This window comes from Priestia sp. TSO9 (genome assembly GCF_021029645.1).
In the GTDB taxonomy this organism is placed as follows: Bacteria; Bacillota; Bacilli; order Bacillales; family Bacillaceae_H; genus Priestia; species Priestia megaterium_E.
This window is the reverse complement of record NZ_JAJEKD010000015.1, coordinates 1,843,300-1,868,589: the sequence shown is the minus strand read 5'-3', so window position 1 is coordinate 1,868,589 and position 25,290 is coordinate 1,843,300. Positions and strand designations below refer to the sequence as shown.

The window sequence follows — 25,290 nt, the reverse complement described above, 5'->3', positions numbered from 1 at the left end:
ATTTGGGGTATTCATGAACCTAAGAGAGAAAAGGAGTGGAAAATTAAAGAAAGTTAAAGGTTATAGAAAAGGGTACGATAAAAATAACGTTCTCGAGGTGTAAGGAGTACTAAATAGATCATAAAGATTTTTGATTCATTTAATGAAAAGGCATAATTTAGACAAGCGAAATTAATTTTTTCTCGTGAATCGCGATGCTAGATTTTTTTGAACTGAAAGTTTATAATAAATTAGTTACAGACTTAAGAAAAAAGATGAACGGGGGGACGTAGTGTGATTGCAACGACCGAACAGTTAGTACAAGAATACATTAAAGATGCGATTGAGTGTGCAAAAAATGAAAATCAGCCAAAATTGGTCAGTTTAGTAAAAAAAGTAAGACCTATTGACCCCCTTATTTTTTATGCGAACGGACATGACCAGTTTTATAAAGAACGCTTTTTTTGGAAAGATCCCAACAGTTATTATACATTTGTTGGATTAGGATATGCGCATACTATTTGCACCAATGCGGCAAAAGAACGTTATTTCCACATTGAAAATGAATGGAAGCGCTTTATAAAAGAAGACTTTTATAAAAACAACCAAATTTTCCCGGATGGGACAGGTCCTCTTTTATTTGGAGGATTTTCATTTGACCCAAATCAGTATCGAGAAAACTATTGGAGTGATTTCCCGAGTTCAAAATTTATGATTCCAACAGTGTTATATACCCAGGTAGATAAAGAAGGATATTTTACCGTTAATATGATGGTTAAAGGACAAGATTCTGTAAAAGAGCACATCAATTATTTCGAAGAGGTCCAAAAACTTGTTCTTTGTGAAGAGTACGACGGGGAATCGCATATTTCACCTTTGCTGTTGGAAAAAGAGGAAATTGGGGTAGAGAAATTTAAAGGAAATATTGAAAGAGCTACTACTTTAATTAAGCAACAGGCTATAGAGAAAGTGGTTCTTGCTCGTCAATTAAAAGTAAAATTTAATGAAGATATTTCTACTGAATACGTGCTTCAGCGTCTGTTAAAGGAACAGCCAACTAGCTACACATATATTTTAGAGGGGGAGCATCAGCATTTTATCGGCGCTTCCCCAGAAAGGCTAGTGCAAAAACAAGGAGATTATGTGTTTTCCACGTGTTTAGCGGGTTCGATTCCAAGAGGAAAGACAAGGCAGGAAGATCACGAACTAGGTGAGGAATTGCTTCAAGATCCAAAGAACTTAATTGAACACGATGTTGTTGTTCATATGATTAAAGAAGCGATGAATTCTTACTGTTATGAAGTAGAAATTCCAAGTAAGCCAAGTTTATATAAAACAAAGCATATTCAACATTTGTATACACCTGTTAAAGGACGTATAAAGGAAGATGTGACGCTATTTTCATTTATTCAAAAGCTCCATCCAACACCAGCGCTAGGAGGATATCCTCAACAGGAGGCCCTGCCTATTATTCGAAAGCTAGAATCCTTTGACCGAGGGTGGTATGCAGCTCCTTTAGGATGGATGGATATCAACGGAAACGGTGAGTTTATAGTAGGAATCCGCTCCGCTGTTATTCAGCAGAAAGAAGCCGTTTTATTTGCGGGCTGTGGAATTGTAGCAGATTCTACGCCTAAAAGTGAATATGAAGAAACAAGAATTAAATTCAACCCGATGCTTTCAGCTTTAGGAGGGATTATGCGTGGAACACATTAAATCATTAACAACGTATATTGCGTCATTCGTGGATGAATTAGTAGAAGCAAATGTTGAAGAAGTAGTGGTCAGTCCAGGGTCACGTTCAACACCTATTGCGATGCTTATGGCTGAGCACCCTGATATTCATGTACACTTAAATATTGATGAACGTTCCGCCGGCTTTTTTGCTCTAGGAATAGCAAAAGCAAAGAAAAAACCAGTGGCGCTTGTATGTACATCTGGAACAGCTGCAGCGAATTATTATCCTGCAGTAATTGAAGCTCACTACTCACGCATTCCTTTAGTAGTTATCACAGCGGATCGGCCGCATGAGTTAAGGGATATAGGTGCCCCCCAGGCCATTAATCAGAATCATCTTTTCGGTCAATATGCGAAGTGGTTTGTAGATACAGCTTTACCAGAAGAAAGTGCAGATATGAATCGTTATATCCGAACAGTAGCTTCAAGGGCTGTTCATACAGCTCAAGCTATACCGAGCGGTCCTGTACACATTAACGTACCTTTACGTGAACCGATTGTACCAGATTTATCTATTGAAGATTTATGGAGTCAAGGGAAACGCGGCAAATCATATGTGTCTGCTATTCATGGAGAAGCATCTCTATCTGAAAAAGGTTTCGAAGAAATTGCGAAGCGCTTAGAGGGAACAACAAAAGGACTTATTATATGCGGAGATCAAATGTCTTTAAAAGCAGTAGACAGCGTATGCCATTTAGCTGAATCTTTAAGCTTTCCGGTGCTCGCAGATCCGTTATCACAATTAAGAAGCGGCAAGCATTCAAAAGAAAATGTAATAGAGACATATGATACATTTTTAAAAAGTGATAAGGTTGATGAGCGTTTTTACCCGGAAGTTGTCATTCGTTTTGGCGCGATGCCGGTATCGAAACCGCTATTGCAATTTTTGAAAGCACACGAGCCGACAGAAATGTTTGTAGTTGACCAAGGTAAAGGCTGGAGAGACCCTACTTTACGTTCGACAGTGATGATTGAAGCCGATGAGATATTATTTTGTGAAGAACTGATCAAGCGTCTTTCAGCGAATCAAGAGGAGTCTACTTCATGGCTGAGTCTGTGGAAAAAGATTAATGCTCAAACTGCACAGGCTCTGAGGACATTAACTTCTGGCCAGGAATGGTTCGAAGGACAAGTAGTTCAAGAAATTGTTGATGTAGTACCTGAAGGCACGGCGTTGTTTGCTGGAAATTCAATGCCTGTTCGAGATATTGATTCTTTCTTCTTAAATACGGAAAAAGATATTCCACTCTTTGTAAATCGGGGCGCAAATGGAATTGATGGTGTAGTTTCGTCTGCTCTAGGCGTAAGCACGGCTTACGATCACACCGTTTTATTTATTGGTGACCTATCGTTTTATCACGATTTAAATGGTCTTTTGGCAGCTAAAATGCATAATTTAAATTTAACCGTTGTGCTAGTTAATAATGACGGCGGAGGAATTTTTTCATTTTTACCGCAGTCAAAACAAGAAAAGCACTTTGAATTTTTATTCGGTACGCCAACTGGATTAAACTTTGAGCATGCCACTCGTCTGTATGATGGCACATTTTCTTCAGCAAGCAGCTGGGAAGAATTTCGACATGCAATGAATCATGCTTTTGCAAAAGGCGGGTTGCATGTTGTAGAGATTCGTACAACTCGTACAGAAAATGTAGAGACTCATCGCAGTTTGTGGAAACTTGTTTCCGAGGAAATAAATTTGTCAAACGGTGAGGAATAAGCAATGAGGTATCAATTAAGTGGTGTATCTTACTATGTGCACACCGAGGGGAAAGGAGAGCCGCTCCTTCTGCTTCACGGTTTTACCGGTTCTTCTCAAACCTGGCGTACCTTTATGAAGAAATTCGCTAAAGACTATCAGGTGATTGCTGTTGATATTATTGGTCATGGCCAATCAGCAGCTCCGAAAGAAATCAAACCATATTCAATGGAAGCAGTTGTTGAAGCACTGCATGAGCTGCTTCAACAGCTATCTTTATCACAGGTGAATGTAATCGGATATTCGATGGGAGGAAGACTTGCTCTTTCATTTGCTCAGCGATATCCACACCTTGTGAAAAAGTTGGTATTAGAAAGCGCATCGCCTGGTTTAAAAACACGAGAAGAACAAAATCTAAGAAAAGAAAAAGATGAACAGCTGGCGAGCCGCATTATGGAAAATGGGATTGAAGAGTTTGTGAACGATTGGGAGGAAATCCCTCTTTTTCGTTCTCAAAAGCAATTGCCTCGTCATGTTCAAGAAGCGGTGCGTAAAGAAAGACTTTCTCATACAGAGATCGGCCTTTCCAACAGTTTGAAAGGAATGGGGACAGGAGTCCAGCCGTCCCTTTGGGAGAAGCTGGACGATCTGGTGATGCCGGTTTTGCTTATTACAGGAGAAGTAGATCAAAAGTTTTGTTTAATTTCCAAAGAAATGCAAACATTAATACCAAATGCTACTTCTAAAATTATTTTAGGGACAGGCCATGCAATTCACGTGGAACAACCCGAGATTTTTGGTAGAATAGTAATTGAGTTCTTAGCTACTACATAATTAGGAGGAAATAAAGATGACAGTTGAATGGACATCAGTACGTCAGTATGAAGACATTTTATACGAAACATATAACGGAATCGCTAAAATTACGATTAACCGTCCGGAAGTGCACAATGCATTCCGTCCAAAAACAGTAATGGAATTGATCGATGCATTTGCTTATGCTCGTGACGATGCAAGCGTTGGAGTAATTGTATTAGCAGGTGCTGGAGATAAAGCATTTTGCTCAGGCGGAGACCAAAGAGTTCGCGGCCACGGCGGCTATGTAGGAGAAGATGAAATTCCACGTCTAAACGTTCTAGATTTACAGCGTTTAATTCGCGTAATTCCAAAGCCGGTTGTTGCGATGGTATCAGGCTATGCAATTGGTGGTGGCCACGTTCTTCACGTTGTATGTGACTTAACAATTGCAGCGGATAACGCAGTCTTTGGACAAACAGGTCCTAAAGTTGGAAGCTTCGATGCAGGATATGGCTCTGGTTACTTAGCTCGCATCGTAGGTCATAAGAAAGCGCGTGAGATCTGGTTCTTATGCCGTCAGTACAACGCTCAAGAAGCACTAGACATGGGATTAGTAAACACAGTCGTTCCATTAGAACAGCTTGAAGCTGAAACAATTCAATGGTGTGAAGAGATGTTAGAAAAAAGTCCAACCGCTCTTCGTTTCTTAAAAGCAGCATTTAATGCTGATACGGATGGCTTAGCTGGTATCCAGCAATTTGCGGGTGACGCAACGCTTCTTTATTACACAACCGATGAGGCAAAAGAAGGTCGCGATGCATTTAAGGAAAAACGCAATCCAGACTTCCAACAGTTCCCACGTTTCCCTTAAACAGCTGAAACAGCTTGGTGATTATCATCAGGCTGTTTTTTCAATTTAATTTAGTTAATCAGTATAAAAAGGAGAGAAATTCATGAGTAGCCAAACGATTCCCAATGGGCTTATGCAAAGAGCATATTTGACGCCAAATCGAGTGGCGGTAGAAACACCGCAAACGTCTCTTACGTTTCAAGAGCTTCATAAACGTGTTCAAAAAGTAGCACATCAGCTTTCGTTTAACGGTGTAAAGCAAGGCGATACGACTGCTTTATACATGAAAAATAGCGTGGAGTTTATTGAGATTTTACATGCGGTTTCTTATATTGGTGCAAAGTTGCTGCTCGTCAACACGCGTTTGACAAACGAAGAAATTAATTATCAGCTAACAGATGCAAACGTGTCGTTGCTTATTACGGATGAAACATTTTTAATGAGAGAATTCCAAAGTTCCATTACTCAGCTTACTTTACCTGCTTTAAAAAGTTCTCCAGAAGCAGAAACGGATTTTCAAAAAACGTGGAATCTCGAGGACACATTCACCATTATGTATACGTCTGGAACAACAGGTCATCCAAAAGGAGTGCTGCAGACATATGGAAATCACTGGTGGAGTTCCGTTGGCTCAGCGCTTAATTTAGGATTAAATGAAAAAGACTGCTGGCTTATAGCGGTTCCTTTGTTTCATATTAGTGGCTTATCTATTTTAATGCGGAGCGTCTTTTACGGAATGAAAATCATTTTAGAAGAACGGTTTGAAGCAGGAGCAGTAAATGAAGCGATTGAAAACAAAGAGGTAACGATTATTTCGGTTGTCACTTCCATGCTGTCTAATATGCTCGATGAGTTAGGGGAACGAAAATATCCGCATACGTTTCGGTGCATGCTTTTAGGAGGAGGACCTGCACCGCTTACTATTTTAGAGGCTTGTGTGAATAAAGAAATTCCTGTTTATCAAACGTATGGAATGACAGAAACATCTTCACAGTTCGTTACGCTTTCACCTGAAGATAGTTTGCGAAAACTGGGATCAGCAGGTAAACCGTTATTTCCATGTGCAATGAAAATTGTAGATGAAAAAGGAAATGAGACCAGCGAAGCAGGAGAAATCATTGTTAAAGGTCCAAATGTTACAACAGGATATTTAAATAAACCTGAAGCTACTGAAAAAGCCCTTCAACAAGGCTGGTTCTATACAGGAGATATCGGGAAAGTGGATGAAGAAGGCTTTCTATATGTGTTAGACAGACGTTCAGACCTTATTATTTCAGGTGGAGAAAATGTATATCCAGCTGAAATTGAAAATGTTTTGTTGAAGCATCCCGCTGTTAAAGAGGCCGGTGTAACGGGAGTAGCTGATGAAAAATGGGGACAAGTGCCAGCTGCATGTATTGTTGTAAACGAAGACGTTTCAGATGAAGAATTATCTTTACACATTCAACAATTTTTAGCAAAGTACAAACTTCCAAAGTATTTCGTTCGAGTAGAGGAGCTGCCGCGAACGGCTTCTAATAAAATCATACGCCGGAAGCTATCATCTTTCATACAGAAAGGGAGCTAATCGATGATTATAAAAAAAGTACACCTTTATAAAATTGACATGAAGCTTCTTTCTCCTTTTTCAACAAGCTATGGTACAGTGCAGGATCGAGAATTGATTTTGCTTGAAGTAGAAGATGAAAAAGGATTTACAGGGTGGGGAGAAGTAGTTGCTTTTTCATCTCCTTGGTATACGGAAGAAACGATTCAAACATGTTTTCATATGTTAGACGATTTTTTAATTCCCTCGCTTCTTCATCAGCAGCTTCAAAAACCAGAGGATGTTCAAAAGTTATTCAAACCTCTAAAGCGAAATAACATGGCTAAAGCAGCTTTGGACTGTGCTGTATGGGATTTGTATGCAAAGAGGCAAAACAAGCCGTTATCTGAAGTAATTGGAGGAGTAAGGTCTGCTGTAGAAGCTGGAGTGGTAGTTGGCTTAAATGATATTTCCATAATGAAAGAACAAATAAAGACTTACATGAAAGATGGCTATAAGCGCTTTAAAGTGAAAATTAAGCCGGGTGCTGACTATGAGCTACTGAAACAAATTCGAGATGAATTTCCAAACATTCCTCTTATGGCTGATGCCAATTCAGCCTATACGTTAAGCGATAGTGATTCATTGAAGAAACTAGATGACTTGAATTTAATGATGATCGAACAGCCGTTAAGTTCTGATGATATCCTTGATCATCGATTGTTACAAAAGCAAATGCAGACGCCAATTTGCTTAGATGAAAGTATTGTGAGCTATGAAGATACACGTCATGCAATTGAACAAAGAAGCTGTAAGATTATCAATGTGAAAATCGGTCGAGTTGGCGGAATGTCCGTAGCAAAGCAAATTCATGATTTGTGCGCCCAGCATGGTGTAAGACTTTGGGTTGGAGGAATGTTAGAAGCCGGCATTTCACGTGCTCATAACATCGCCCTTGCGACATTGCCTTCTTTCACGATACCAGGTGATATTTCTGCGTCGTCTCGCTATTGGGAAAAAGATATTATTAAGCCCGAAGTAGAGGTAGAAGCCGGAGTAATAAAGGTGAAGGGAAAACCGGGGATAGGATACGATATTGATAAAAACTTTATCAAAACAATCACAGCATTTGAAAAAGAATACAAATAATTAAAAACCGTTTTTTATGTAAAACGGTTTTTTTATTGAGGTTGTCAATGTTTAGTAGAAAAATAGGACAAATTTTTTAAAAAGAGCACATTGTTCCATCAAGCGTGTCAAAACATGTTATGATGGAATAGTTTGATGAAAAAAGTCGAAGGATTTTATCGTAAAAAACAAAATTATTTTTGAAAATAGGTTGATAGTTTTCTAAGTTGTCCTATATAATGTGTTTATAACATAACACAATATGTTGTTTTGAAATCGATAATAAAATACTATATTTTGTGTTTTCCAGTGAAAAAGGTGTCTGATAAAAAGACTTAAAAGGGAATTTGGTGAAAATCCAAAGCTGTCCCCGCAACTGTGAATGCTGATGAAATAAGGAGATCCACTGTGAGTAAACATCATGGGAAGGCCTTAAAGTAAAAAGAAGCATAAGTCAGGAGACCTGCCTTTTTTATGTCGTTTTATCTTCTTCGGGAGGTGAGAGGGTAGAGCGAGGATTGAGAAAAGACTTAGTGTCTTCTTCTATCTTCGTTCTATTCGCTCACCGAGGTACGGTGAGCGATTTTTTATTTTGAAGTGAAGAGAGGAGCCATATTTATGGTGAATACATTAAAGCCTACAATTCTACATGAATTAACTGCATATATTGAACGTTTAAAAAAAGAATTTACGCAGCTTGATTTTTCTTTGTATGAGGAAAAGGTTATTCAAACTGTTACAGTAAAGGAAAATATGACGGACGAAAAGGTTGCAAACGTCCTAATTTTAGCAGCCTTAGAGCGTATTTCAATGGAAGAACCAGATTGGACGTACGTAGCGGCAGACGTCTACTTAAACGAACTATATCGAAAAGCAGCGGACAACCGAGGCTATGATAAAAAAGAGAAATACGGTTCGTTTTATCAGCTTATTCAAGAACTAACAAAAATCGGTATTTATAATAAACAGCTATTAAAAACATATACAGAAGAAGAAATTAATGAAATTGCTTCAGTCATTATTCCTGAACGCGATCGTTTATTTACATACATTGGATTGTTGACATTAGCAGATCGCTATTTAGCGACATCACATGATAAGCGCGTATACGAATTACCGCAAGAACGTTTTCTTATCATTGCTATGACGCTGATGTCTCAAGAAAAGAAAGAAAATCGAACAGCATTAGTAAAAGAAGCGTACTGGGCGCTTTCTAGTCTATATATGACGGTTGCCACACCAACGCTTTCAAACGCAGGAAAGAGCTACGGACAGCTATCTAGCTGCTTTATTGATACGATTGATGACAGCTTACGCGGTATTTATGATAGCAATACAGATTTGGCCACGCTTAGTAAAAATGGAGGCGGAATTGGTGTCTACCTCGGTCATATTAGAAGCCGAGGAAGTGATATAAAAGGTTTTAAAGGCGTATCATCAGGAACAATTCCATGGATGAAACAGCTAAATAATACGGCTGTAAGTGTCGATCAGCTAGGTCAACGACAAGGAGCTATTGCCGTATATTTAGACGTATGGCATAAAGACATCTTTTCATTCTTAGACGCGCGGTTGAACAATGGTGACGAACGCCAGCGCACGCATGATTTATTCACTGGCGTATGTTTGCCAGATTTGTTTATGGAAAAAGTAGAAGCACGTGAAGATTGGCACTTATTCGATCCTCACGAAGTTCGTACGCTGATGGGCTACTCGTTAGAAGATTTTTATGATGAAGAAGAAGGCAGCGGTTCATTCCGCACTCGTTACGCTGAGTGTGTAAATAATGAACAGCTTTCAAGAGAAACAGTACCTGCTATTGAAATCTTCAAGCGCATTATGCTTTCGCAGCTTGAAACAGGGACGCCTTATATGTTCTATCGTGATACGGTTAACCGAGCTAATCAAAACCGCCACGAGGGCATGATCTACTGCAGCAACTTATGTACAGAAATTACGCAAAACCAAAGCACAACGGTCGTAACAGAGGAAATTACGGAAGACGGAAAAATTATTATTACAAAGAATCCGGGCGATTTTGTTGTATGTAATCTTTCGTCTATCAACTTAGCGAGAGCCGTAACTGAAGATGTGCTTGAACGTTTAATTCCAATTCAAGTACGCATGCTTGATAATGTTATTGAGTTAAATGATTTGCCGGTACTTCAAGCAAAACTAACAAACCAAAAGTACCGCGCAGTAGGGCTTGGCACATTTGGTTGGAACCATTTGCTTGCCTTAAAGAAAATAGCATGGGAAACAGATGAAGCGGTAGCATATTGCGATGAATTGTATGAGCAAATCGCTTACTTAACCGTACAGGCAAGCATGAACTTAGCTAAAGAAAAAGGCGCATATCCATTATTTAAAGGCTCAGATTTTGAGTCAGGCGCTTATTTTGAAACACGTAAATACACAAGCGAAGCGTGGAGTGAACTGCGTAACGAAGTTCAAAACAATGGGATAAGAAATGGCTACTTAATGGCTGTAGCACCTAATTCATCAACATCTATTATTGCGGGTTCTACTGCAAGTATTGATCCGATTTTCCGTAAGTTTTATTCAGAGGAAAAGAAAAACTATAAAATCCCGGTGACGGCACCGGATTTATCGCCAGCAACAAACTGGTATTATAAGTCCGTTTATTTAATTGATCAGCACTGGAGCATTAAGCAAAACGCCAAGCGCCAGCGCCATATTGATCAATCCATTTCATTCAACTTATATGTACAAAATGATATCCGAGCAAAAGAGCTGCTGGATCTTCATATGACGGCATGGAAAGAAAAGTTAAAAACGACCTACTACGTACGTTCAACATCAAGTGAAGTCATTGAAGAATGTGAAAGCTGTCATAGTTAAAAGGAGTGAATAATTGATGACAAGCATGTTAAAACGAGAATTAATGAATGAAACAGCTCCGAACCGTTCGACAGGAATCATCAACGGCAAGAGCTCAAATATTCTAAACTGGGATGACGTCCGATTTTCATGGGCGTTCCCTAAATACAAGCGTATGCTAGCTAACTTCTGGACGCCGTTTGAAATTAATATGGGTCAAGATATTAAGCAGTTCCCTCAGTTAACGGCTGACGAACAAGAGAGCTTTTTAAAAATTATTGGCTTGCTGGCGCTACTGGACAGTATTCAATCAGATTATGCTAGCAAAGTAGCTGATTATGTAACCGATTCTTCGATTAATGCTTTAATGATTATTTTAGCGCAGCAAGAAGTGGTTCATAATCATTCGTATTCATATGTTTTATCAAGTCTTGTACCAAAAGGAAAACAAGATGAAGTATTTGAATACTGGCGCACAGACGAAAAGCTTCGCGCTCGAAATGACTTTATTACAAACGGATATAAAGCATTTAGCGAAGAAGCAACGGTTGAAAACTTTTTGAAGTCTATGGTATATGATGTTATTTTAGAAGGCCTTTTCTTCTATAGTGGATTTGCGTTCTTCTATAATCTTGCGAGAAATCAAAAGATGGTGGCGACATCTACGATGATTAACTATATCAATCGTGATGAACAGCTTCACGTTGGGTTATTTGAAAAGATTTTCAAGGAAGTACTAAATGAAAATCCAGCTTATCGTACGGAGGAGCTAGAAACGTTTGTAGTTGAAACGTTCCAAGAGGCAGCTCGTCTTGAAATTGAATGGGCGGAATCTGTTATCGGAGAAAAATTCGACGGCATCACGATGAAAGAACTGCAGCAGTATATTGAATACATGGCTAATAAACGCTGTAATCAATTAGGCTTCGGCCGAGCTGCTTTCCCAGAAGCACCGATTGAAAATCCCCTTCGTTGGATTATTGCTTACCAAGAGGTAGATTTAGGGAAAACGGATTTCTTTGAACAGAAATCACGACAATATACAAAAGCATCAGATGCGAATGGATTTGATGATCTATAAACACAAAAGCTGACTAATTTTCTTATTGATTAGTCAGCTTTTTTTAAGTGAATAAGTCCAAGTTCTAACGCACGTGTAGTAATTAAGTCATCAATTTCTTCTGGAATGTTTTCAAGTGTTCCCCATTTGTATGTCCATAAATGAGTGAACGATTGTACATAGATTGGAAAGGTTTGTTCATTTGCTTTTATTGCTTCTTCTTTAAAAAAATGAATCAGTTGTTCAGTTTTCATATTAGTCTCCTTTTTTATGATTTTGAAGAGAGAAAAAAGACAACCCAGAGGCTGTCCTTTTGCGGGTTACGCTTCAGTTGGCTTGAACGTTTTACAGTCTGTTTCATAACTGCTTGCTGCATGTTTTCCGCTATGACTTACCACGTAAATTTCTTCTGCGCTGCAGTGATTTCCATTTTTCCAAAAGTGACAGTTATTTACTTCACAAAGAATGTTTTGTTCCAACGTTAACCCTCCTTCGTATGTGATAGCTATAGTATGGTCAAAATTCAACCAACTTATAAGAAAGGTGGTAGACTTTCATTTTAATTGAGAATTTTTATCAATTAAACATTGACAAAGAGAATCATTCTCAATTAAACTGTGTATATAGTAAAGAATACAAGTTGTTGGCAAATCATTAAATGAATAATTAATTGGGAGGGAACAAACATGTCATCAGTTATGGTTGTAGGAGGAGACAGGTTAAAGCATATTACAGATCGTTTAGCGGGAGAAGGGTTTAATGAAGTCATTCATTTAGATGGCCGTAAAAGCAATATGGTGAAGCGAGAAATACCCGAACATATTGGGTTTGTATTAGTTATTACGGATTTTATTAATCACAATATGGCAAAAGTCATTAAAGAGAAAGCAAAAAAACAAAAAAAACCCATTTATTTCGTCAAACATTCATGGAGTGCTATTCGTAAAGTAATTGAGCAGATTTCATGATTTAATTTTTACTTATTATTGAGAATGAATTTCAATTAGGGTGGTGAGACATAGGTGGAACCGATAAAAGTACATATAAAAACACTCTCTAACGACCACGTCGAACAATTTATTCGATGTCCGTACAAATTTTATCAGCAGCAGCTTCTTTTGAAAAAAACATCTATAGATTGGAAACAGCTCGTTCAAGTAACTGTCCATCAAATCATTAAAACATACTATAGCAAGCCGGTTGAGTATCGCTCAAACCTCTATGTTTTACAGCTTATTGAAAAATATTGGCGCCTAAAGCCAAATATGTTTTCATCACCCGTTCACTATTACGATGTGTTAGCTAAAGTAAGCGATTATTTACTAAGGTTTTTAGGAAAGAAAGCACATGTGGAACTACCGCTTTTTGTGTTTGAGAAATACAGCGTTTATGTAGAAGAAATTCAAAGCAACCTTTCTCTAACCATTGATTTTGCTGCATGGACAGAAAAATCTTATACGCTAACAAAATTCATTCTAGATGACCATGAAGAAGTGAAAAACGCAATGAAAGACTTTATTATCGTTTTTTCGAAACAAGCTTTTAAAAAGGTTCCTGAACAAATTCGTTTTTATTCATTATTAACTGGAGAAACAACAACTTATCATATTGCCCCAGACGATTATCAAAAAGCCATACTTCAACTACATATTGTCAAAAGTGTGTTAATGGAACCAAAACATTTTCAAAAGAATTATGCATCCAGTGAGTGTGAAAACTGTCCTCTTCAACAAGAATGTGCTGAAGAAGGGGATGTGCGGCCAACACTGCTGGTGTAAAGGAGCGTTGTTTACATGAAGGAAATCTTACTAGCTTATGCGAGTATGTCAGGTAACACAGAAGCGATAGCCGATTTGATCGAAGAAGAATTAGTCAAGCATGGATTGCATGTAAAACGAGCAGAAGTATATGACATTGATGCTTCTGACCTTGTATCCGCGGAATCTATTATCTTTGGAGCTTATACGTGGGGAGATGGAGAGCTGCCAGATGATTTTTTAGATCTTTATGATGAAATGGATGATATAGATCTCACTCAAAAGCAGATGGCTGTATTTGGCTCAGGTGATTCCTCATATGATGTTTTTTGCGGAGCAGTTGATTTAATTGAAGAAAAAATAAAGGAACGCAACGGAAATATAGCCGTTCCCGGTTTGAAAATTGAGCTCTCTCCCTTTGGAGAAGATGTAGAAAAATGTAAGGTATTTGCTAAAGATTTTGCTGAAATAGTAGCAAAATCTGCTGCTTCATAAGAAAACCCGGTCAAGTGCTGACCGGGTTTTTAATATGGCTTCTTTTTGCTGTATTCTTTATTATCTTTCATAAATAGACGCCAGAAATAAAAGAATCCAGGAAATAAAATCGCAAAGCCAACAATATACACAATAAATAACGAATGGAACGCATCGGGATGTGTAAATCCATTCTCAATCGTTACGTTTGGATACACGACATACGGTAAATGACTTCGTCCGTATACGTAACTTGCTAAGAAATATTGAAGGACGATTGATACCACGGCTAAACGAGGCATTCCTTTTCCTTTTTGAGAAGGAAGCAGCAGAGCAATACCAGCTACTACAAATAGACCTACAGATCCGTAAAGAAGAGGCTTAAACTGCATCATTTTATCATATAACCAGCTGGCTTCTGATTGCATTGTAATCATAATAAAGATAGCCATTAGCAGTGAAAGAGGTCCTGTAATGAGCGCATCGCGCCGATAGACCGCATAAGCTTCCATTTCGTCAGATGACTTCGAGTAATCTGCTAATAAAAGAGACGAAAGAAACAGGGAAGAGGTAATGGCAAAACCAATAAATGAATAAACGTGCGGACTTGAAAACACTCTTGCTAAATTTAATCGCTGCGTGCCGTCAATTACATCAATAAATCCCCCTTGACTTACTGGCAGTACGGCGATTAAAAAAGCAGGAATTAACACGCCAGAGATACCGGATATATAAACTAACGCTCTCCGATATTTGAAGCTGCTAGCATAGTGTGAAAACACTAAAAATCCGCTTCGAATAGATAAGAGAAGTAAAATGATACTTCCCGGTACTAGTAGCACTGTTCCAAGCGTAAATGTAGCTCGAGGAAAAAAGCTAAACAGCGCAACAACAATCGCAACGATAAATACATTGGTTACTTCCCAAGTAGGCGATAGATATCTGTTTGCTACATCTGTAGCATTTGTTTTCGTACGGTTAATATATACCATCGACCAAAAACCAGCTCCAAAGTCCATCGTTCCCATTACGGCATAGATAAAAATGAAGCCCCATATTACAGTAATTGCTAGTAATGAATCACCCATATTCTCACATCCTTTTTAATCTGCTTGCGCAGCAAGCTCTTTAGAAAGCGGATTTCTTCTGAAATAAAACACCAGTACAAGGGCGACTGCGGCCACAAGTACGATATAAACAAGCAAAAATAAAAAAAATAGAATATGCAAATTAGCAGAAGTAGTAACAGCTTCTGATGTACGCATTATGCGGTAAATGACCCAAGGCTGTCTTCCTGTACATGCAAAAATCCATCCGAATTCAATGCCCATGATTGCAAGAGGACCGGTTGCGACAAATGCCCACATGAAAATTTTCGGGAAGCTTTTCTTCTTTAAAAACTTGTACCAAACAACGCCCACTAGCGCCACTAAAATTAAAATCGATCCGATAATGACCATACCGTTAAACAAGGTATGCACAAAAAGCGGCGGCCAATAATCCCTAGGGAAGTCATTGAGTCCAGTAATCACTGTATTAAAGCTATTACCCGACAAGAAGCTGAGCATCCATGGAAACTCAATTCCATACTTGACTCGCTGTTCTTTTTCATCTGTAAATCCGCCTAAAGCTAATGGCGCATGATCTTGCGTTTCAAATAGACCTTCAGCTGCTGCAAGTTTTTCGGGTTGATATTCGTATACTTTTTGCATAGATTCATGTCCATTCAAAGCCGTTACAAAAGAGAAAATCCCGCCGATTACTAATCCCATCATCAACGCTTTATGATGAAACTTATATTCTCTTGGATTATGTTTTCGCGCACGAAGCATTTTAAAGGCAGCGACTGAAGCAATGACGAAGCCTCCGGTTGTATAAGCAGAAACGGCTACGTGACCGGACGTTACAAAGAAGCTCGGATTAAAGAAAGCTGCCCAAGGATCTACGCTTACAATGTCTCCATTTAAAATTCGAAAGCCAGCAGGTGTCCCTTCAAATGCATGCACGTTGGTAATTAAAACGGCAGAGGCAAGTGCTCCTATTGCTACTAAAATCAGACTGATAATCCTCATTTTTCGAGAAATACGGTCCGCTGCGTATACGTAAATAGAGAGAAACAGAGCCTCAATAAAGAAAGCATAAATTTCAATTTGAAAGGGAAGAGCCATTACTTTTCCTACAATTTCCATAAAACCCGGCCAAAGCAACGCTAGTTGTACACCAGCAATTGTTCCCGTAGGAATAGCGACTCCAAGCAGGACGGCAGCTCCTTTTGTCCAGCGCTGTGCCATAAGTTCATAATCTTTATCTTTTGTTTTGTAGTAAAGAATTTCAGCCAATAAAATCATGAGAGGAATGCCAACACCAAGGGTGGCAAAAATGATATGTACTCCCATGTTCAGGCCAAACATTGAACGTGCAGTAACTAAATGATCCATTCATTTTTCAACCTTTCCAGTAAAGTATTGATAAACCTTATTGTCCACTTTTTACCACGCTTTATGCATCGGAATTGGTAAAACATATCACTTGATAATAGTAATCATTACGATTATAATGAACGTATATTGTTTTAAAGGAGAGATATTTTATGAAAACCAATATTCATCCAGACTATCGTAAAGTTGTATTTATGGACACAAATAGCGGAACATCATTTTTATCAGGATCTACAAAACAATCAAATGAGACCGTTCAATGGGAAGATGGCAACACATATCCGCTTTTAAAAGTTGAAATCAGTTCGGATACACATCCATTTTATACAGGAAAACAAAAATTTGCTGATAAAGGCGGCCGTGTAGAACGCTTTAAGCAAAAATATAAATTACAATAAAAAAACTAGCCCGGAGGCTAGTTTTTTTATTAATATAATACTTTTTTCAACGTATCAATGTTGTGTTGCATAATGGAGAAATAATCTTCTTTATTTTTAACATCGTTTTTTGTTAATGACTCTAAGTTATGAAGTGTTAAAGCTTGAGCTCCTACTTCATTTTTTACAAGCGTAGACACTTTAGGCTTTAAATTTTGGTCAAAGATAAAGTATTTGATATGGTCTTTTTTTGCTTGTTTTACGATGTTTTCTAATTGTTTTTGAGACGGCTCATTTGTAGGAGATAAACCCGCTACGCTAATTTGCTTTAAGCCGTATCGTTTTTCCCAGTAGCCATAGGCTGCATGTGATACTAAAATTTCTTTATGAGGTGCGTCGCCAATTGTTGTTTTTAACTCTTGGTCCACATCTTCAAGCTGAGTCTTTAACGCTTGGAAGTTCTTTTCAAACTCTGCTTTTTTATCTGGTTTTAATTCAATAAGTTCGTCTTTAATATTTTCTGCTAATTGAATAGCTAAAACAGGATCAAGCCAAACGTGAGGGTCTGTATCTCCGTGGTTATGCTCTTCTTCATGGGCATGTTCGTCTTCGTGGGCATGCTCATCTTCAGAACTCTTTGCTAATTTAATTCCTTTTGCAGCTTCTACTAAAGCTACATCTTCATTTTTAAGTGTAGACTGTGCTTTATCTGCAAAACCTTCAAGTCCAATTCCTGAGTAAACAAATGCGTCCGCGTTGGCGATTTTGACCATTGTTTTTGTTGTAGGCTCAAATGAGTGCGCATCTACACCGGTTGGTAAAATGCTTTTAGCTTCTACATATTTTCCACCGATTTTTTCAGTAAAGTCCTGTAAAGGGTAGATTGTTGTATAAACTTCTAATTTTTTGTTTTTATTATCAGATGCGTTATTTGCACTGCTTGAACTGCACCCTGCAAGAGCTGTTCCAATTCCTAATGCCAGCACCATTAAAAGTGGTTTGAATTTCATTATGTTGCTCCTTCCGTTTGTATCGTAACCATTTATGACCTATGTTATTATATCGTAATTATTACGATTTGAAAACTAAAAATTTACGCGCTTACTGTAAACTTCGGAAGGGGATCTTTGAGAGTAGCCCAATCTTGATTCATTTCCTCATTTGTCAGCAAACAGCGGTCTAAAGTTTCAATTATTTCCGCTTTGTTCATATCAATACCAATGAACACGAGCTCGTTAATACGATCTCCAAATTGTTCATCCCATTTTGCTCGTAATTCAGGCTCTTCTTTTAAGGTTTGTTCTCTTTCTTCCGGTGCGTAAGTTGCTATCCATTCACCTGCTGCTTGAATCATAATGGACGTACCCGCTTGAGAAAGAAGTCCTGCCATATTATTACGCGAAGCAAGCCAGAAAAATCCCTTTGCACGTACGATATCAACCGGCCAGTTCTCTAACCATTTCATAAAGCGTTCAGGATGAAGGGGACGATTCCTTCTGTATACAAAAGAAGAAATACCAAACTCTTCCGTTTCAGGCGTATGGTGTTCCTCATTTAATTCTTTAATCCATCCGGCTCCTTGACTAGCTTTTTCAAAGTCGAATAAGTCAGTATGAAGTATGGCTTCAAGGCTTACTTCACTATTAATTGTTTGGATAACAGTGGCTTCTGGATTTAATTTGTGAAGAACAGCTTGCAGCTCATCTGCATCATCTTTTGTTAACAAATCAACTTTGTTTAATAAAATGACGTTTGCAAATTCAATTTGATCGATTAATAAATCAATCACTTCTCTTGTATCGTTTTCATCTGTTCCTTCTTTGCGGTCTAATAAGCTTTCGCCGGATGAAAAGTCTTCCCAAAAGCGATTAGCATCTACCACAGTGACCATCGTATCTAACGAACATTTCTGAGTTAAATCAATGCCAAGCTCTTCATCAATATAAGTAAATGTTTGAGCAACAGGGATCGGTTCGCTGATTCCGGAGGATTCAATGACAATATAATCAATATCACCATTGTCAGCTAGGCGTTCTACTTCTTTCATTAGATCGTCTCGGAGCGTACAGCAAATACAGCCATTTTGCATTTCAACAAGTTTTTCTTCTGTTCGAGAAAATCCGCCTTGTTTAACTAAGTCTGCATCAATATTTACTTCGCTCATGTCATTGACAATGACCGCGACCTTTAAACCTTCTTTATTTTTTAAAATATGGTTCAAAAGCGTTGTTTTACCTGAACCAAGGTATCCGCTTAAAACGGTAACGGGAATTTTTTTCACTGTTTTAACCTACTTTCTTGTCTTTAAATAATAATGATTACGATTTAACACTTTTCATCTTATAGGAAAAAGTATTATAATACAAGAAAGAATTTTTTTTATGAAGGAGAAGACAGCAAATGAGCTTATTACAAGATGTTTTAGAATTCAACAAAAAATTTGTAGAAGAAAAGAAGTATGAATTTTACGAAACAAGCAAATTCCCTGATAAAAAAATGGTTATTTTATCGTGTATGGACACAAGATTAGTAGAATTGCTTCCGCACGCTTTAAATCTGCGCAACGGAGACGTGAAAATTGTTAAAAATGCAGGAGCACTTGTTTCACATCCATTTGGAAGTATTATGCGAAGCATTTTAGTAGCTGTGTACGAGCTACAAGCTGATGAGGTATGTGTAATTGGTCACCATGACTGCGGAGCAGGTAAACTTCAGGCGGAACCTTTTTTAGAGAAAGTAAGAGCAAAAGGCATCTCAGATGAAGTGATTAATACCATTGAATATTCTATGGACTTGAAACAATGGTTAACGGGTTTTGATTCAGTAGAAGAGACTGTTCAGCATAGTGTAGAGACAATCCGTAATCATCCTCTATTTTCAAAAGATACTCCTGTACATGGACTAGTTATTGATCCAAATACAGGAAAGCTAGACGTTGTTGTAAATGGGTATGAAGCAATCGAAAACAACTAAAGCTTAGTGTGATTTTTTCTCAGGTACTTCATCGATGCCACCCGGATGGAACGGGTGGCATTTTAAAATGCGTTTTACAGTCAAATAAGATCCCTTTACGGCACCAAAGCGTTTAATGGATTCAACTCCGTACTGGGAGCAAGTAGGGTAAAACCGGCACCTTGCCGGAAGAAAAGGTGAAATTCCTTTTTGATATCCTTTTATAAGTAAAAGCAAAAGCTTTGCAATCATTTATTATCACGTTCTTTCTTTCGTGTTTGCTCATACTATAAGGGATAGAAGGAATAAAAAGCAACTAAAAGAAATAAAGGTTATTAAATGGATGAAATATATCGGAATTGCATGTTATGATAGGTGAAAGAAGAAAAAAGGAGTGGGATTATGCCATCAGTAGAAAGTTTTGAGCTAGATCATAATGCGGTTAAAGCACCTTACGTAAGACACTGCGGTGTTCACAAAGTGGGAAGCGACGGCGTTGTAAATAAATTTGATATTCGTTTTTGCCAGCCAAACAAACAAGCAATGAAGCCGGACGTTATTCATACGCTAGAGCATTTATTAGCTTTTAATATTCGTACTCATGTAGAAAAATACGATCACTTTGATATTATTGATATTTCGCCTATGGGATGTCAAACTGGGTACTACTTAGTAGTGAGCGGCGAGCCAACTGTGCGTGAAATTATTGACTTGTTAGACGATACGTTAAAAGATGCAATTAACATTACTGAAATTCCAGCAGCAAACGAAAAGCAGTGCGGTCAAGCGAAACTTCACGATTTAGAAGGAGCAAAACGCTTGATGAAGTTCTGGCTAGAACAGGACAAAGAAGATTTAGAAAAAGTATTTGGTTAAAAAATAAGCAGTCCGCTGGGCTGCTTATTTTATTTGAAAAAAGTTGAAGAAGTTTCGCTGAGTCTAAAGAAAGGGAAATGTCTCTTTTTATGAAAAAAATGTTTTAATCAACTAAAAAAGGGTACAACTATATTATATAAAGAGTTCACAAAGGAGCGAAAAACATGGCAGCAAATGTAAATGAAATCGTTAATAAACAAGTAGCGAATTTTAGTGTAATGTACATAAAACTTCATAACTTTCACTGGTACGTAAAAGGTGAACAATTCTTCACTCTTCATGAAAAGTTTGAAGAGCTGTATACGGAAACAGCTACAATTATTGATGACCTTGCAGAACGCCTTTTAGCATTAGAAGGAAAACCTGTGGCAACAATGAAAGAATCGTTAGAACTTTCTTCTATTAAAGAAGCGGATGGAAGCGAAACGGCTAAAGACATGGTTGCTTCTTTAGTAAGCGATTTTGATACGCTAACTGCTGAATTAAAAGAAGGAATGGACGCAGCCGGTGAAGCGGGCGATGAAACAACAGGAGACATGCTGTTAGCCATTCATCAAAGCTTAGAAAAGCATACGTGGATGTTAAAATCATTCCTAGGCAAATAATTAAAACCTGCGAGTAATCGCAGGTTTTTTTATGATAAGATGGACGAACACTTTTCTTTCACCGGCATATACTGTAGGGATATGACTGCTGAAAGGGTGAAAAAAGTGGATATGCAGAAGCTTTCTGTCTTGATAATTTCAAGTTTAGGTTCACTGGCTTTTTTTTTATTTGGAGAGTGGGACTATTTACTAATGGCTTTAGTAGCATTAGTGGCAATGGATTACTTGACAGGCACGATTGCAGCTTTTATAAATAAACGTTTATCTAGCAAAGTAGGTTTTAAAGGAATTGCCAAAAAGATTTTTATTTTTGCCATGATTGCTGTAGCAAACTTTATCGATTCTGTATTTTGGGAAAACGGTCATATTATTCGAGATGGAGCTATTTTGTTCTATATTTTAAACGAAATGATTTCAATTACAGAAAACGCAAGAATTGTAGGGGTTCCGATTCCAGAGCCGTTAAAAAAAGCAATAGCGATTTTAAAAGACCGCTTTAAATCTTAGAGTGTATAAAAAAAGAATAAGATACAAATAAGAAAGATAAGTTGGCACTAGAAAGAAGGAGCTGAATATCTTTCATGACAAAAAAATATTATGTATCTCTGAGTTCAGGGGAAATCAATCAGTCAAATACTGCTTCAGATTGGAATTATGCGATTGAAGCAACAGATGAAGAAGTGGAGCAGCTGAGAACCTATTTAGATCAGCGCGCTTCAAGCGATTGGTCAAGCTTTTGGCGATCACATATTCCGTATCTGGAGTATCATCATGATTCTCAAAATGATATGTACGATAAAACAACAGTTGACATATATGCCATGCTTTATCAGCTGGGAGATGATGAAACAAAATCACATATCAAACAGATGAATATTTTATCTTCAGATAGAATGGAATAAGGGGTAAAAAGTAAATAAAAAAAGTACGAGCATACTTTTCTTATCAGGTATGACCGTAATGTATGATAAAATAAGGGAAAAATCAAATGGAGTTTGAGTCGACCATGTACACATTTAAGGATGCATATCATAATCAAGTATTTTTATCATTTGAAAAAAATCCATTCTCGAAAACTCCACGTCATGTTTGGGTCGTATGCAGGTATGAAAATCAATGGTTGCTAACGAATCACTCAAAACGAGGTTTAGAATTTCCCGGAGGAAAACTAGAAGGCAATGAAGTACCAGAAGAAGCAGCGGTTCGAGAAGTATTTGAAGAAACAGGCGGAGAAGTCTCTTCTTTGACTTATATTGGTCAGTACAAAGTAGTAAGTAAAGGAAAGACCATTATTAAAAATATTTATTTTGCTACTATTGGAAATGTAATTAAAAAAGAAGACTATATGGAAACAGATGGTCCCGTGATGATTGATGAACTACCTTCGGGCATTCAACAAGATGATGCATACAGCTTCATCATGAAAGATAATGTTTTACAATATGTAATGAAATATGTAAAGAGAACATTTTTGTAAAAGCATCGTATCAATAAAAATCCCCCCGTTTGTACGGGGGGATTTTTTATGAGCGTCGGATCAATTTCTTTTCTAAATAAGCAACGCCTTGGTACATAATCGTAGCGAAAATGGCAATTAATAATAAGCTGAGAAGAACAAGGGTAAAGTTGAAGACTTGGAAACCATAAATAATCATATATCCAAGCCCTTTCGAAGAAACTAAAAATTCTCCTACGATGACGCCTACCCAAGATAAGCCGACATTTACTTTAAATGTGGAAATAATGGCAGGCATGGAAGCTGGAAGAATTGCTTCTTTAAAACAGCGGGTTTTTGTTGCCCCGAAGCTTTTTAGTAATTTAATATAGTTTGGATCAACTTCTTTAAAGGCTGTGTAAACGACGATGGATGTAATGATAACGGATATGATCGCTCCCATCGTTAAAATTGAGAAAAACCCTGGCCCGATTGCTACAATTAAAATAGGGCCCAGCGCTACTTTAGGCATGGCGTTTAAAATAACGAGGTAAGGATCTAATATATGGGCAAGCCTAGTTGAATACCAAAGGGCCGTTGCAAGTAAAATACCTAGTAATGTGCCTAGAATGAAGCCAAGAACCGTTTCAAATAATGTAAAACCAATATGTTCTGCCAGCGAGCCGTCGGCAAGTTTAATTAAAAATAAATGCCATACTTTAGTAGGGGAACTGAAAATTAAAGGGTCAATCCACTTTAAACGAGAAGCCAGTTCCCAGAAGCTAAAAAAGGCTAAGAAAATGACCAGCTGTACGCTCAGTACTAATCGTTTTTCGCCCCGAACCTTGCGAAGGTAGCTTTCGTGAAGAGTATCTAGGGAACTAGTGGGTTTCAAGTTGATCAAGCTCCTTCCATATGTCCATAAATAAATCGTTATAGACAGGATGCTGTCGTGCTTCAAACGGAGAAAGGGTTCGTAAAATAGAAGGAACCGTGAATGTTTTTGCGATTTTTCCCGGCTTGGCTGAGAATAAAAAGATTCGGCTGCTCATAGCAATGGCTTCGCCGATATCGTGCGTGACCAAAACAGCCGTTTTTTGATAAGTCATCAGCGTTTTGGAGACAAGTTCTTCAAGCTTGAGTTTTGTTTGAAAATCAAGTGCTGAAAAAGGTTCATCCAAGAGTAAAATAGCGGGGTCAATGGCAAGTGTTCGGACTAAAGCGACGCGTTGTCTCATGCCTCCGGATAACTGGTGTGGATATAGGTCATCTACGCCTTGTAGACCAATTTCTTTTAGGAGTAACAGTGCTTTACTCTCTGTTTTATCTGTTAGCTGTCCGCGAATTTCAAGACCAAGTAAAATATTTTCTTTAATGGTTTTCCACGGAAACAAATAATCTTGTTGAAGCATATAACCGATGTTTGGGACTGATGTTCCGATATTTTCACCGTCTATTGTGACAGAGCCGAACGTTGGTTCAATCAAGCCTGCAATAATCGATAGAAGCGTCGTTTTTCCACATCCGCTTGGGCCGAGAAAGGAAACAAATTCTCCTTCTTCAATAGACAAATTAATATGTTCAAGTGCAGTGGTAGCAGACTTTGTCGTAAGATACATATGCTGAACATCTTGAATGTGAAGTTTTGTCATATTACTCACTCATTGCATCTTTTGCGAATTTTGTGTTGACGAGCTTGTTGTGATCGATGTGTCTTGGAAGTTCTCCAGATTCATCCATGATCTTTTGTAAATGATCCCACTCTTTTTGATCTAATAAAGGGTTGGTTGCAAAAGATTTTTGGGATTTATAGCGGTCAATCACGGTTTTTAGCGTGTCTTTAGGTGTATCTTCAAAATACGGTGCAACCACTTCAGCAATTTCATCTGAGCTATGTGTATTCACCCATTTTTGTGCTTTGTAAATAGCTCGAGTAAATTTAGCTGCCGCTTCAGGATTATTTTTTAAATAGCTTTCTTTGGCCATAAATGTTGTATAAGGAACTGTTCCTGATTCTTTTCCGAAGGAAGCAACGATATGTCCTTTTCCTTGTTGCTCTAAAATACTAGCCGTTGGCTCAAATAATTGAACGTAATCTCCAGTACCAGAAGCAAAAGCATTCGCAACGTTAGCAAAATCAATGTTTTGAACGAGTTTTACATCTTTTTTAGGATCAATATTATGCTGTTTCAACACATATTCCCCTACCATTTGCGGCATACCGCCTTTACGTTGACCAAGAAACGTTTTGCCTTTAAGCTGATCCCATGAGAAGTGATCGACTTTTTTACGCGCTACTAGAAATGTTCCGTCGGTTTGGGTTAGTTGTGCAAAGTTGATGACGGGATCACTAGACCCCTGTGCATATACGTAGATTGAAGTTTCCGAGCCGACTAAGGCGACGTCGATGCCGTCAGATAAAAGTGACGTCATTGTCTTATCTCCGCCCCACGTTGTTTTTAAATCTACTTTTAGTCCTTCTTCTTCAAAAAAGCCTTTTGAAATAGCAACGTACTGGGGAGCATAAAAGATAGAGCGAGTTACTTCGCCGACACGAACCGTTTGTACAGATGTTGTTTTGCTGCAGCTAATTAGTGGAATGAGTAAAATCATAATAGCAAGCAAAGAAAAAAGCCATTTGATTGGTTTCATAAAGCAAACCTCCTTAAAAGAATAAAATATTTTATGATAATGTATGTAAGAAAGTAGAAGAAGGTGAGTGCCTATATAACTATGTGTAAAATCAAAGAAGTATTAGC

Annotated in this window: 28 protein-coding genes and 1 riboswitch; of the genes, 18 read left to right on the top strand and 10 right to left on the bottom strand. The window is 38.0% G+C overall.

The annotated features are described in order from the left end of the window. The first annotated feature begins 273 nt into the window (after positions 1-273). The 8 genes from LJC66_RS24815 to LJC66_RS24780 all read left to right on the top strand — a co-directional run bounded on the left by LJC66_RS24815 (position 274) and on the right by LJC66_RS24780 (position 11,638). On the top strand, positions 274-1,695 hold the full coding sequence (locus LJC66_RS24815; RefSeq protein WP_230933705.1) for an isochorismate synthase: 1,422 nt from the start codon (positions 274-276) through the stop codon (positions 1,693-1,695). Further along, positions 1,682-3,436, top strand: a complete 1,755-nt coding sequence (gene menD, locus LJC66_RS24810) for a 2-succinyl-5-enolpyruvyl-6-hydroxy-3-cyclohexene-1-carboxylic-acid synthase (protein WP_230933704.1) — start codon at positions 1,682-1,684, stop codon at positions 3,434-3,436. Before LJC66_RS24815 ends, menD begins: the two co-directional genes overlap by 14 nt. A 3-nt stretch (positions 3,437-3,439) precedes the next feature. Next, positions 3,440-4,249, top strand: a complete 810-nt coding sequence (gene menH, locus LJC66_RS24805; RefSeq protein WP_230933703.1) for a 2-succinyl-6-hydroxy-2,4-cyclohexadiene-1-carboxylate synthase — start codon at positions 3,440-3,442, stop codon at positions 4,247-4,249. Between the two features lie 16 nt (positions 4,250-4,265). Further along, positions 4,266-5,084, top strand: coding sequence for a 1,4-dihydroxy-2-naphthoyl-CoA synthase (gene menB / locus LJC66_RS24800; protein WP_013085280.1), 819 nt, complete (start codon positions 4,266-4,268; stop codon positions 5,082-5,084). An 82-nt stretch (positions 5,085-5,166) separates the two neighbouring features. Beyond that, positions 5,167-6,630 carry an o-succinylbenzoate--CoA ligase gene (locus LJC66_RS24795; RefSeq protein ID WP_230933702.1) on the top strand — a complete coding sequence of 488 codons (1,464 nt, stop codon included), beginning with the start codon at positions 5,167-5,169 and terminating at the stop codon, positions 6,628-6,630. A 3-nt stretch (positions 6,631-6,633) separates the two neighbouring features. Next, on the top strand, positions 6,634-7,737 hold the full coding sequence (gene menC, locus LJC66_RS24790) for an o-succinylbenzoate synthase (RefSeq protein ID WP_230933701.1): 1,104 nt from the start codon (positions 6,634-6,636) through the stop codon (positions 7,735-7,737). Positions 7,738-8,015: 278 nt separating this feature from the next. Next, positions 8,016-8,201: riboswitch (cobalamin riboswitch) on the top strand. A gap of 133 nt (positions 8,202-8,334) precedes the next feature. Continuing rightward, positions 8,335-10,578, top strand: coding sequence for a ribonucleoside-diphosphate reductase subunit alpha (locus LJC66_RS24785; RefSeq protein ID WP_115655009.1), 2,244 nt, complete (start codon positions 8,335-8,337; stop codon positions 10,576-10,578). A gap of 16 nt (positions 10,579-10,594) precedes the next feature. Beyond that, a complete protein-coding gene (locus LJC66_RS24780; protein WP_013059560.1) occupies positions 10,595-11,638 on the top strand; it encodes a ribonucleotide-diphosphate reductase subunit beta in 1,044 nt (347 codons plus the stop codon). A 29-nt stretch (positions 11,639-11,667) separates the two neighbouring features. Here the strand turns inward: LJC66_RS24780 and LJC66_RS24775 are convergent, their stop codons facing one another. Beyond that, on the bottom strand, positions 11,668-11,871 hold the full coding sequence (locus tag LJC66_RS24775) for a hypothetical protein (protein ID WP_013059559.1): 204 nt from the start codon (positions 11,869-11,871) through the stop codon (positions 11,668-11,670). Positions 11,872-11,937: 66 nt separating this feature from the next. After that, complete coding sequence (locus tag LJC66_RS24770; protein WP_013059558.1) at positions 11,938-12,096, bottom strand: DUF1540 domain-containing protein; 159 nt, start codon at positions 12,094-12,096, stop codon at positions 11,938-11,940. Between the two features lie 207 nt (positions 12,097-12,303). Here LJC66_RS24770 and LJC66_RS24765 point away from each other — a divergent pair, with 207 nt between their 5' ends. From LJC66_RS24765 to LJC66_RS24755, 3 genes are read left to right on the top strand one after another with little or no spacing between them, the layout of a single operon-like run. Next, positions 12,304-12,585: a DUF2325 domain-containing protein gene (locus tag LJC66_RS24765; protein ID WP_013059557.1), complete on the top strand. Its 282-nt coding sequence runs from the start codon at positions 12,304-12,306 to the stop codon at positions 12,583-12,585. A 54-nt stretch (positions 12,586-12,639) separates the two neighbouring features. Next, positions 12,640-13,395, top strand: coding sequence for a hypothetical protein (locus LJC66_RS24760; RefSeq protein ID WP_230933700.1), 756 nt, complete (start codon positions 12,640-12,642; stop codon positions 13,393-13,395). A 15-nt stretch (positions 13,396-13,410) separates the two neighbouring features. Beyond that, a complete protein-coding gene (locus LJC66_RS24755) occupies positions 13,411-13,869 on the top strand; it encodes a flavodoxin (protein WP_098599933.1) in 459 nt (152 codons plus the stop codon). Positions 13,870-13,898: 29 nt separating this feature from the next. On the opposite strand, the gene LJC66_RS24750 is transcribed toward LJC66_RS24755, so the two are convergent. Together LJC66_RS24750 and LJC66_RS24745 are read right to left on the bottom strand one after the other, a co-directional pair. Continuing rightward, positions 13,899-14,936: a cytochrome d ubiquinol oxidase subunit II gene (locus LJC66_RS24750; protein WP_050688658.1), complete on the bottom strand. Its 1,038-nt coding sequence runs from the start codon at positions 14,934-14,936 to the stop codon at positions 13,899-13,901. Positions 14,937-14,951: 15 nt separating this feature from the next. Next, positions 14,952-16,286 carry a cytochrome ubiquinol oxidase subunit I gene (locus LJC66_RS24745; protein WP_013085272.1) on the bottom strand — a complete coding sequence of 445 codons (1,335 nt, stop codon included), beginning with the start codon at positions 16,284-16,286 and terminating at the stop codon, positions 14,952-14,954. A gap of 152 nt (positions 16,287-16,438) precedes the next feature. Here LJC66_RS24745 and LJC66_RS24740 point away from each other — a divergent pair, with 152 nt between their 5' ends. Then, on the top strand, positions 16,439-16,684 hold the full coding sequence (locus LJC66_RS24740; protein ID WP_013059552.1) for a type B 50S ribosomal protein L31: 246 nt from the start codon (positions 16,439-16,441) through the stop codon (positions 16,682-16,684). A gap of 29 nt (positions 16,685-16,713) precedes the next feature. Here the strand turns inward: LJC66_RS24740 and LJC66_RS24735 are convergent, their stop codons facing one another. After that, positions 16,714-17,673, bottom strand: a complete 960-nt coding sequence (locus LJC66_RS24735; RefSeq protein ID WP_230933699.1) for a metal ABC transporter substrate-binding protein — start codon at positions 17,671-17,673, stop codon at positions 16,714-16,716. An 83-nt stretch (positions 17,674-17,756) separates the two neighbouring features. Then, positions 17,757-18,944 (bottom strand): GTP-binding protein, encoded by a 1,188-nt coding sequence (locus LJC66_RS24730; protein ID WP_195695779.1) that lies wholly within the window; start codon positions 18,942-18,944, stop codon positions 17,757-17,759. A gap of 119 nt (positions 18,945-19,063) precedes the next feature. Here LJC66_RS24730 and LJC66_RS24725 point away from each other — a divergent pair, with 119 nt between their 5' ends. Beyond that, complete coding sequence (locus LJC66_RS24725; RefSeq protein ID WP_230933698.1) at positions 19,064-19,636, top strand: beta-class carbonic anhydrase; 573 nt, start codon at positions 19,064-19,066, stop codon at positions 19,634-19,636. Positions 19,637-19,639: 3 nt separating this feature from the next. Here the strand turns inward: LJC66_RS24725 and yidD are convergent, their stop codons facing one another. Beyond that, complete coding sequence (gene yidD / locus LJC66_RS24720) at positions 19,640-19,867, bottom strand: membrane protein insertion efficiency factor YidD (protein WP_013059548.1); 228 nt, start codon at positions 19,865-19,867, stop codon at positions 19,640-19,642. Between the two features lie 150 nt (positions 19,868-20,017). Between yidD and LJC66_RS24715 the strand changes: the two genes are divergently transcribed. The 5 genes from LJC66_RS24715 (at position 20,018) to ytkD (ending at position 22,573) form a co-directional block, all read left to right on the top strand. Further along, entirely contained in the window at positions 20,018-20,491 is a 474-nt protein-coding gene (locus LJC66_RS24715) for an S-ribosylhomocysteine lyase (RefSeq protein ID WP_013059547.1), read from the top strand. Positions 20,492-20,655: 164 nt separating this feature from the next. Further along, positions 20,656-21,096, top strand: coding sequence for a Dps family protein (locus LJC66_RS24710; protein WP_013059546.1), 441 nt, complete (start codon positions 20,656-20,658; stop codon positions 21,094-21,096). Between the two features lie 81 nt (positions 21,097-21,177). Further along, positions 21,178-21,603 (top strand): phage holin family protein, encoded by a 426-nt coding sequence (locus LJC66_RS24705; protein WP_014457957.1) that lies wholly within the window; start codon positions 21,178-21,180, stop codon positions 21,601-21,603. 74 nt (positions 21,604-21,677) lie between these two features. Next, positions 21,678-21,998: a hypothetical protein gene (locus tag LJC66_RS24700; RefSeq protein ID WP_025750716.1), complete on the top strand. Its 321-nt coding sequence runs from the start codon at positions 21,678-21,680 to the stop codon at positions 21,996-21,998. Between the two features lie 104 nt (positions 21,999-22,102). Next, the gene (gene ytkD, locus LJC66_RS24695) at positions 22,103-22,573 is read left to right on the top strand and encodes an RNA deprotection pyrophosphohydrolase (RefSeq protein ID WP_013059543.1); all 471 of its coding nucleotides are present in this window, start codon (positions 22,103-22,105) and stop codon (positions 22,571-22,573) included. A 46-nt stretch (positions 22,574-22,619) separates the two neighbouring features. Here ytkD and LJC66_RS24690 read toward each other — a convergent pair whose 3' ends face one another. The 3 genes from LJC66_RS24690 to LJC66_RS24680 are packed head-to-tail and all read right to left on the bottom strand — an operon-like array spanning position 22,620 to position 25,183. Beyond that, positions 22,620-23,426 carry an ABC transporter permease gene (locus LJC66_RS24690; protein ID WP_230933697.1) on the bottom strand — a complete coding sequence of 269 codons (807 nt, stop codon included), beginning with the start codon at positions 23,424-23,426 and terminating at the stop codon, positions 22,620-22,622. Further along, the gene (locus LJC66_RS24685; RefSeq protein ID WP_230933696.1) at positions 23,413-24,183 is read right to left on the bottom strand and encodes an ABC transporter ATP-binding protein; all 771 of its coding nucleotides are present in this window, start codon (positions 24,181-24,183) and stop codon (positions 23,413-23,415) included. The genes LJC66_RS24690 and LJC66_RS24685 overlap by 14 nt, the downstream gene beginning before the upstream one ends. A 1-nt stretch (position 24,184) precedes the next feature. Next, positions 24,185-25,183, bottom strand: a complete 999-nt coding sequence (locus LJC66_RS24680) for an ABC transporter substrate-binding protein (protein WP_028410470.1) — start codon at positions 25,181-25,183, stop codon at positions 24,185-24,187. Positions 25,184-25,290 lie beyond the last annotated feature (107 nt).

Coding starts and splice junctions, on each gene's coding strand:
- LJC66_RS24740 (WP_013059552.1), top strand. CDS start 16,439: ATGAAAACCAATATTCATCCAGACTATCGTAAAGTTGTATTTATGGAC.
- menC (WP_230933701.1), top strand. CDS start 6,634: ATGATTATAAAAAAAGTACACCTTTATAAAATTGACATGAAGCTTCTT.
- LJC66_RS24750 (WP_050688658.1), bottom strand. CDS start 14,936: ATGGGTGATTCATTACTAGCAATTACTGTAATATGGGGCTTCATTTTT.
- LJC66_RS24725 (WP_230933698.1), top strand. CDS start 19,064: ATGAGCTTATTACAAGATGTTTTAGAATTCAACAAAAAATTTGTAGAA.
- menB (WP_013085280.1), top strand. CDS start 4,266: ATGACAGTTGAATGGACATCAGTACGTCAGTATGAAGACATTTTATAC.
- LJC66_RS24700 (WP_025750716.1), top strand. CDS start 21,678: ATGACAAAAAAATATTATGTATCTCTGAGTTCAGGGGAAATCAATCAG.
- LJC66_RS24775 (WP_013059559.1), bottom strand. CDS start 11,871: ATGAAAACTGAACAACTGATTCATTTTTTTAAAGAAGAAGCAATAAAA.
- LJC66_RS24755 (WP_098599933.1), top strand. CDS start 13,411: ATGAAGGAAATCTTACTAGCTTATGCGAGTATGTCAGGTAACACAGAA.
- LJC66_RS24780 (WP_013059560.1), top strand. CDS start 10,595: ATGACAAGCATGTTAAAACGAGAATTAATGAATGAAACAGCTCCGAAC.
- menH (WP_230933703.1), top strand. CDS start 3,440: ATGAGGTATCAATTAAGTGGTGTATCTTACTATGTGCACACCGAGGGG.
- LJC66_RS24735 (WP_230933699.1), bottom strand. CDS start 17,673: ATGAAATTCAAACCACTTTTAATGGTGCTGGCATTAGGAATTGGAACA.
- LJC66_RS24685 (WP_230933696.1), bottom strand. CDS start 24,183: ATGACAAAACTTCACATTCAAGATGTTCAGCATATGTATCTTACGACA.
- LJC66_RS24765 (WP_013059557.1), top strand. CDS start 12,304: ATGTCATCAGTTATGGTTGTAGGAGGAGACAGGTTAAAGCATATTACA.
- yidD (WP_013059548.1), bottom strand. CDS start 19,867: ATGATTGCAAAGCTTTTGCTTTTACTTATAAAAGGATATCAAAAAGGA.
- ytkD (WP_013059543.1), top strand. CDS start 22,103: ATGTACACATTTAAGGATGCATATCATAATCAAGTATTTTTATCATTT.
- LJC66_RS24715 (WP_013059547.1), top strand. CDS start 20,018: ATGCCATCAGTAGAAAGTTTTGAGCTAGATCATAATGCGGTTAAAGCA.
- LJC66_RS24710 (WP_013059546.1), top strand. CDS start 20,656: ATGGCAGCAAATGTAAATGAAATCGTTAATAAACAAGTAGCGAATTTT.
- LJC66_RS24785 (WP_115655009.1), top strand. CDS start 8,335: ATGGTGAATACATTAAAGCCTACAATTCTACATGAATTAACTGCATAT.
- LJC66_RS24705 (WP_014457957.1), top strand. CDS start 21,178: ATGACTGCTGAAAGGGTGAAAAAAGTGGATATGCAGAAGCTTTCTGTC.
- LJC66_RS24795 (WP_230933702.1), top strand. CDS start 5,167: ATGAGTAGCCAAACGATTCCCAATGGGCTTATGCAAAGAGCATATTTG.
- LJC66_RS24745 (WP_013085272.1), bottom strand. CDS start 16,286: ATGGATCATTTAGTTACTGCACGTTCAATGTTTGGCCTGAACATGGGA.
- LJC66_RS24680 (WP_028410470.1), bottom strand. CDS start 25,183: ATGAAACCAATCAAATGGCTTTTTTCTTTGCTTGCTATTATGATTTTA.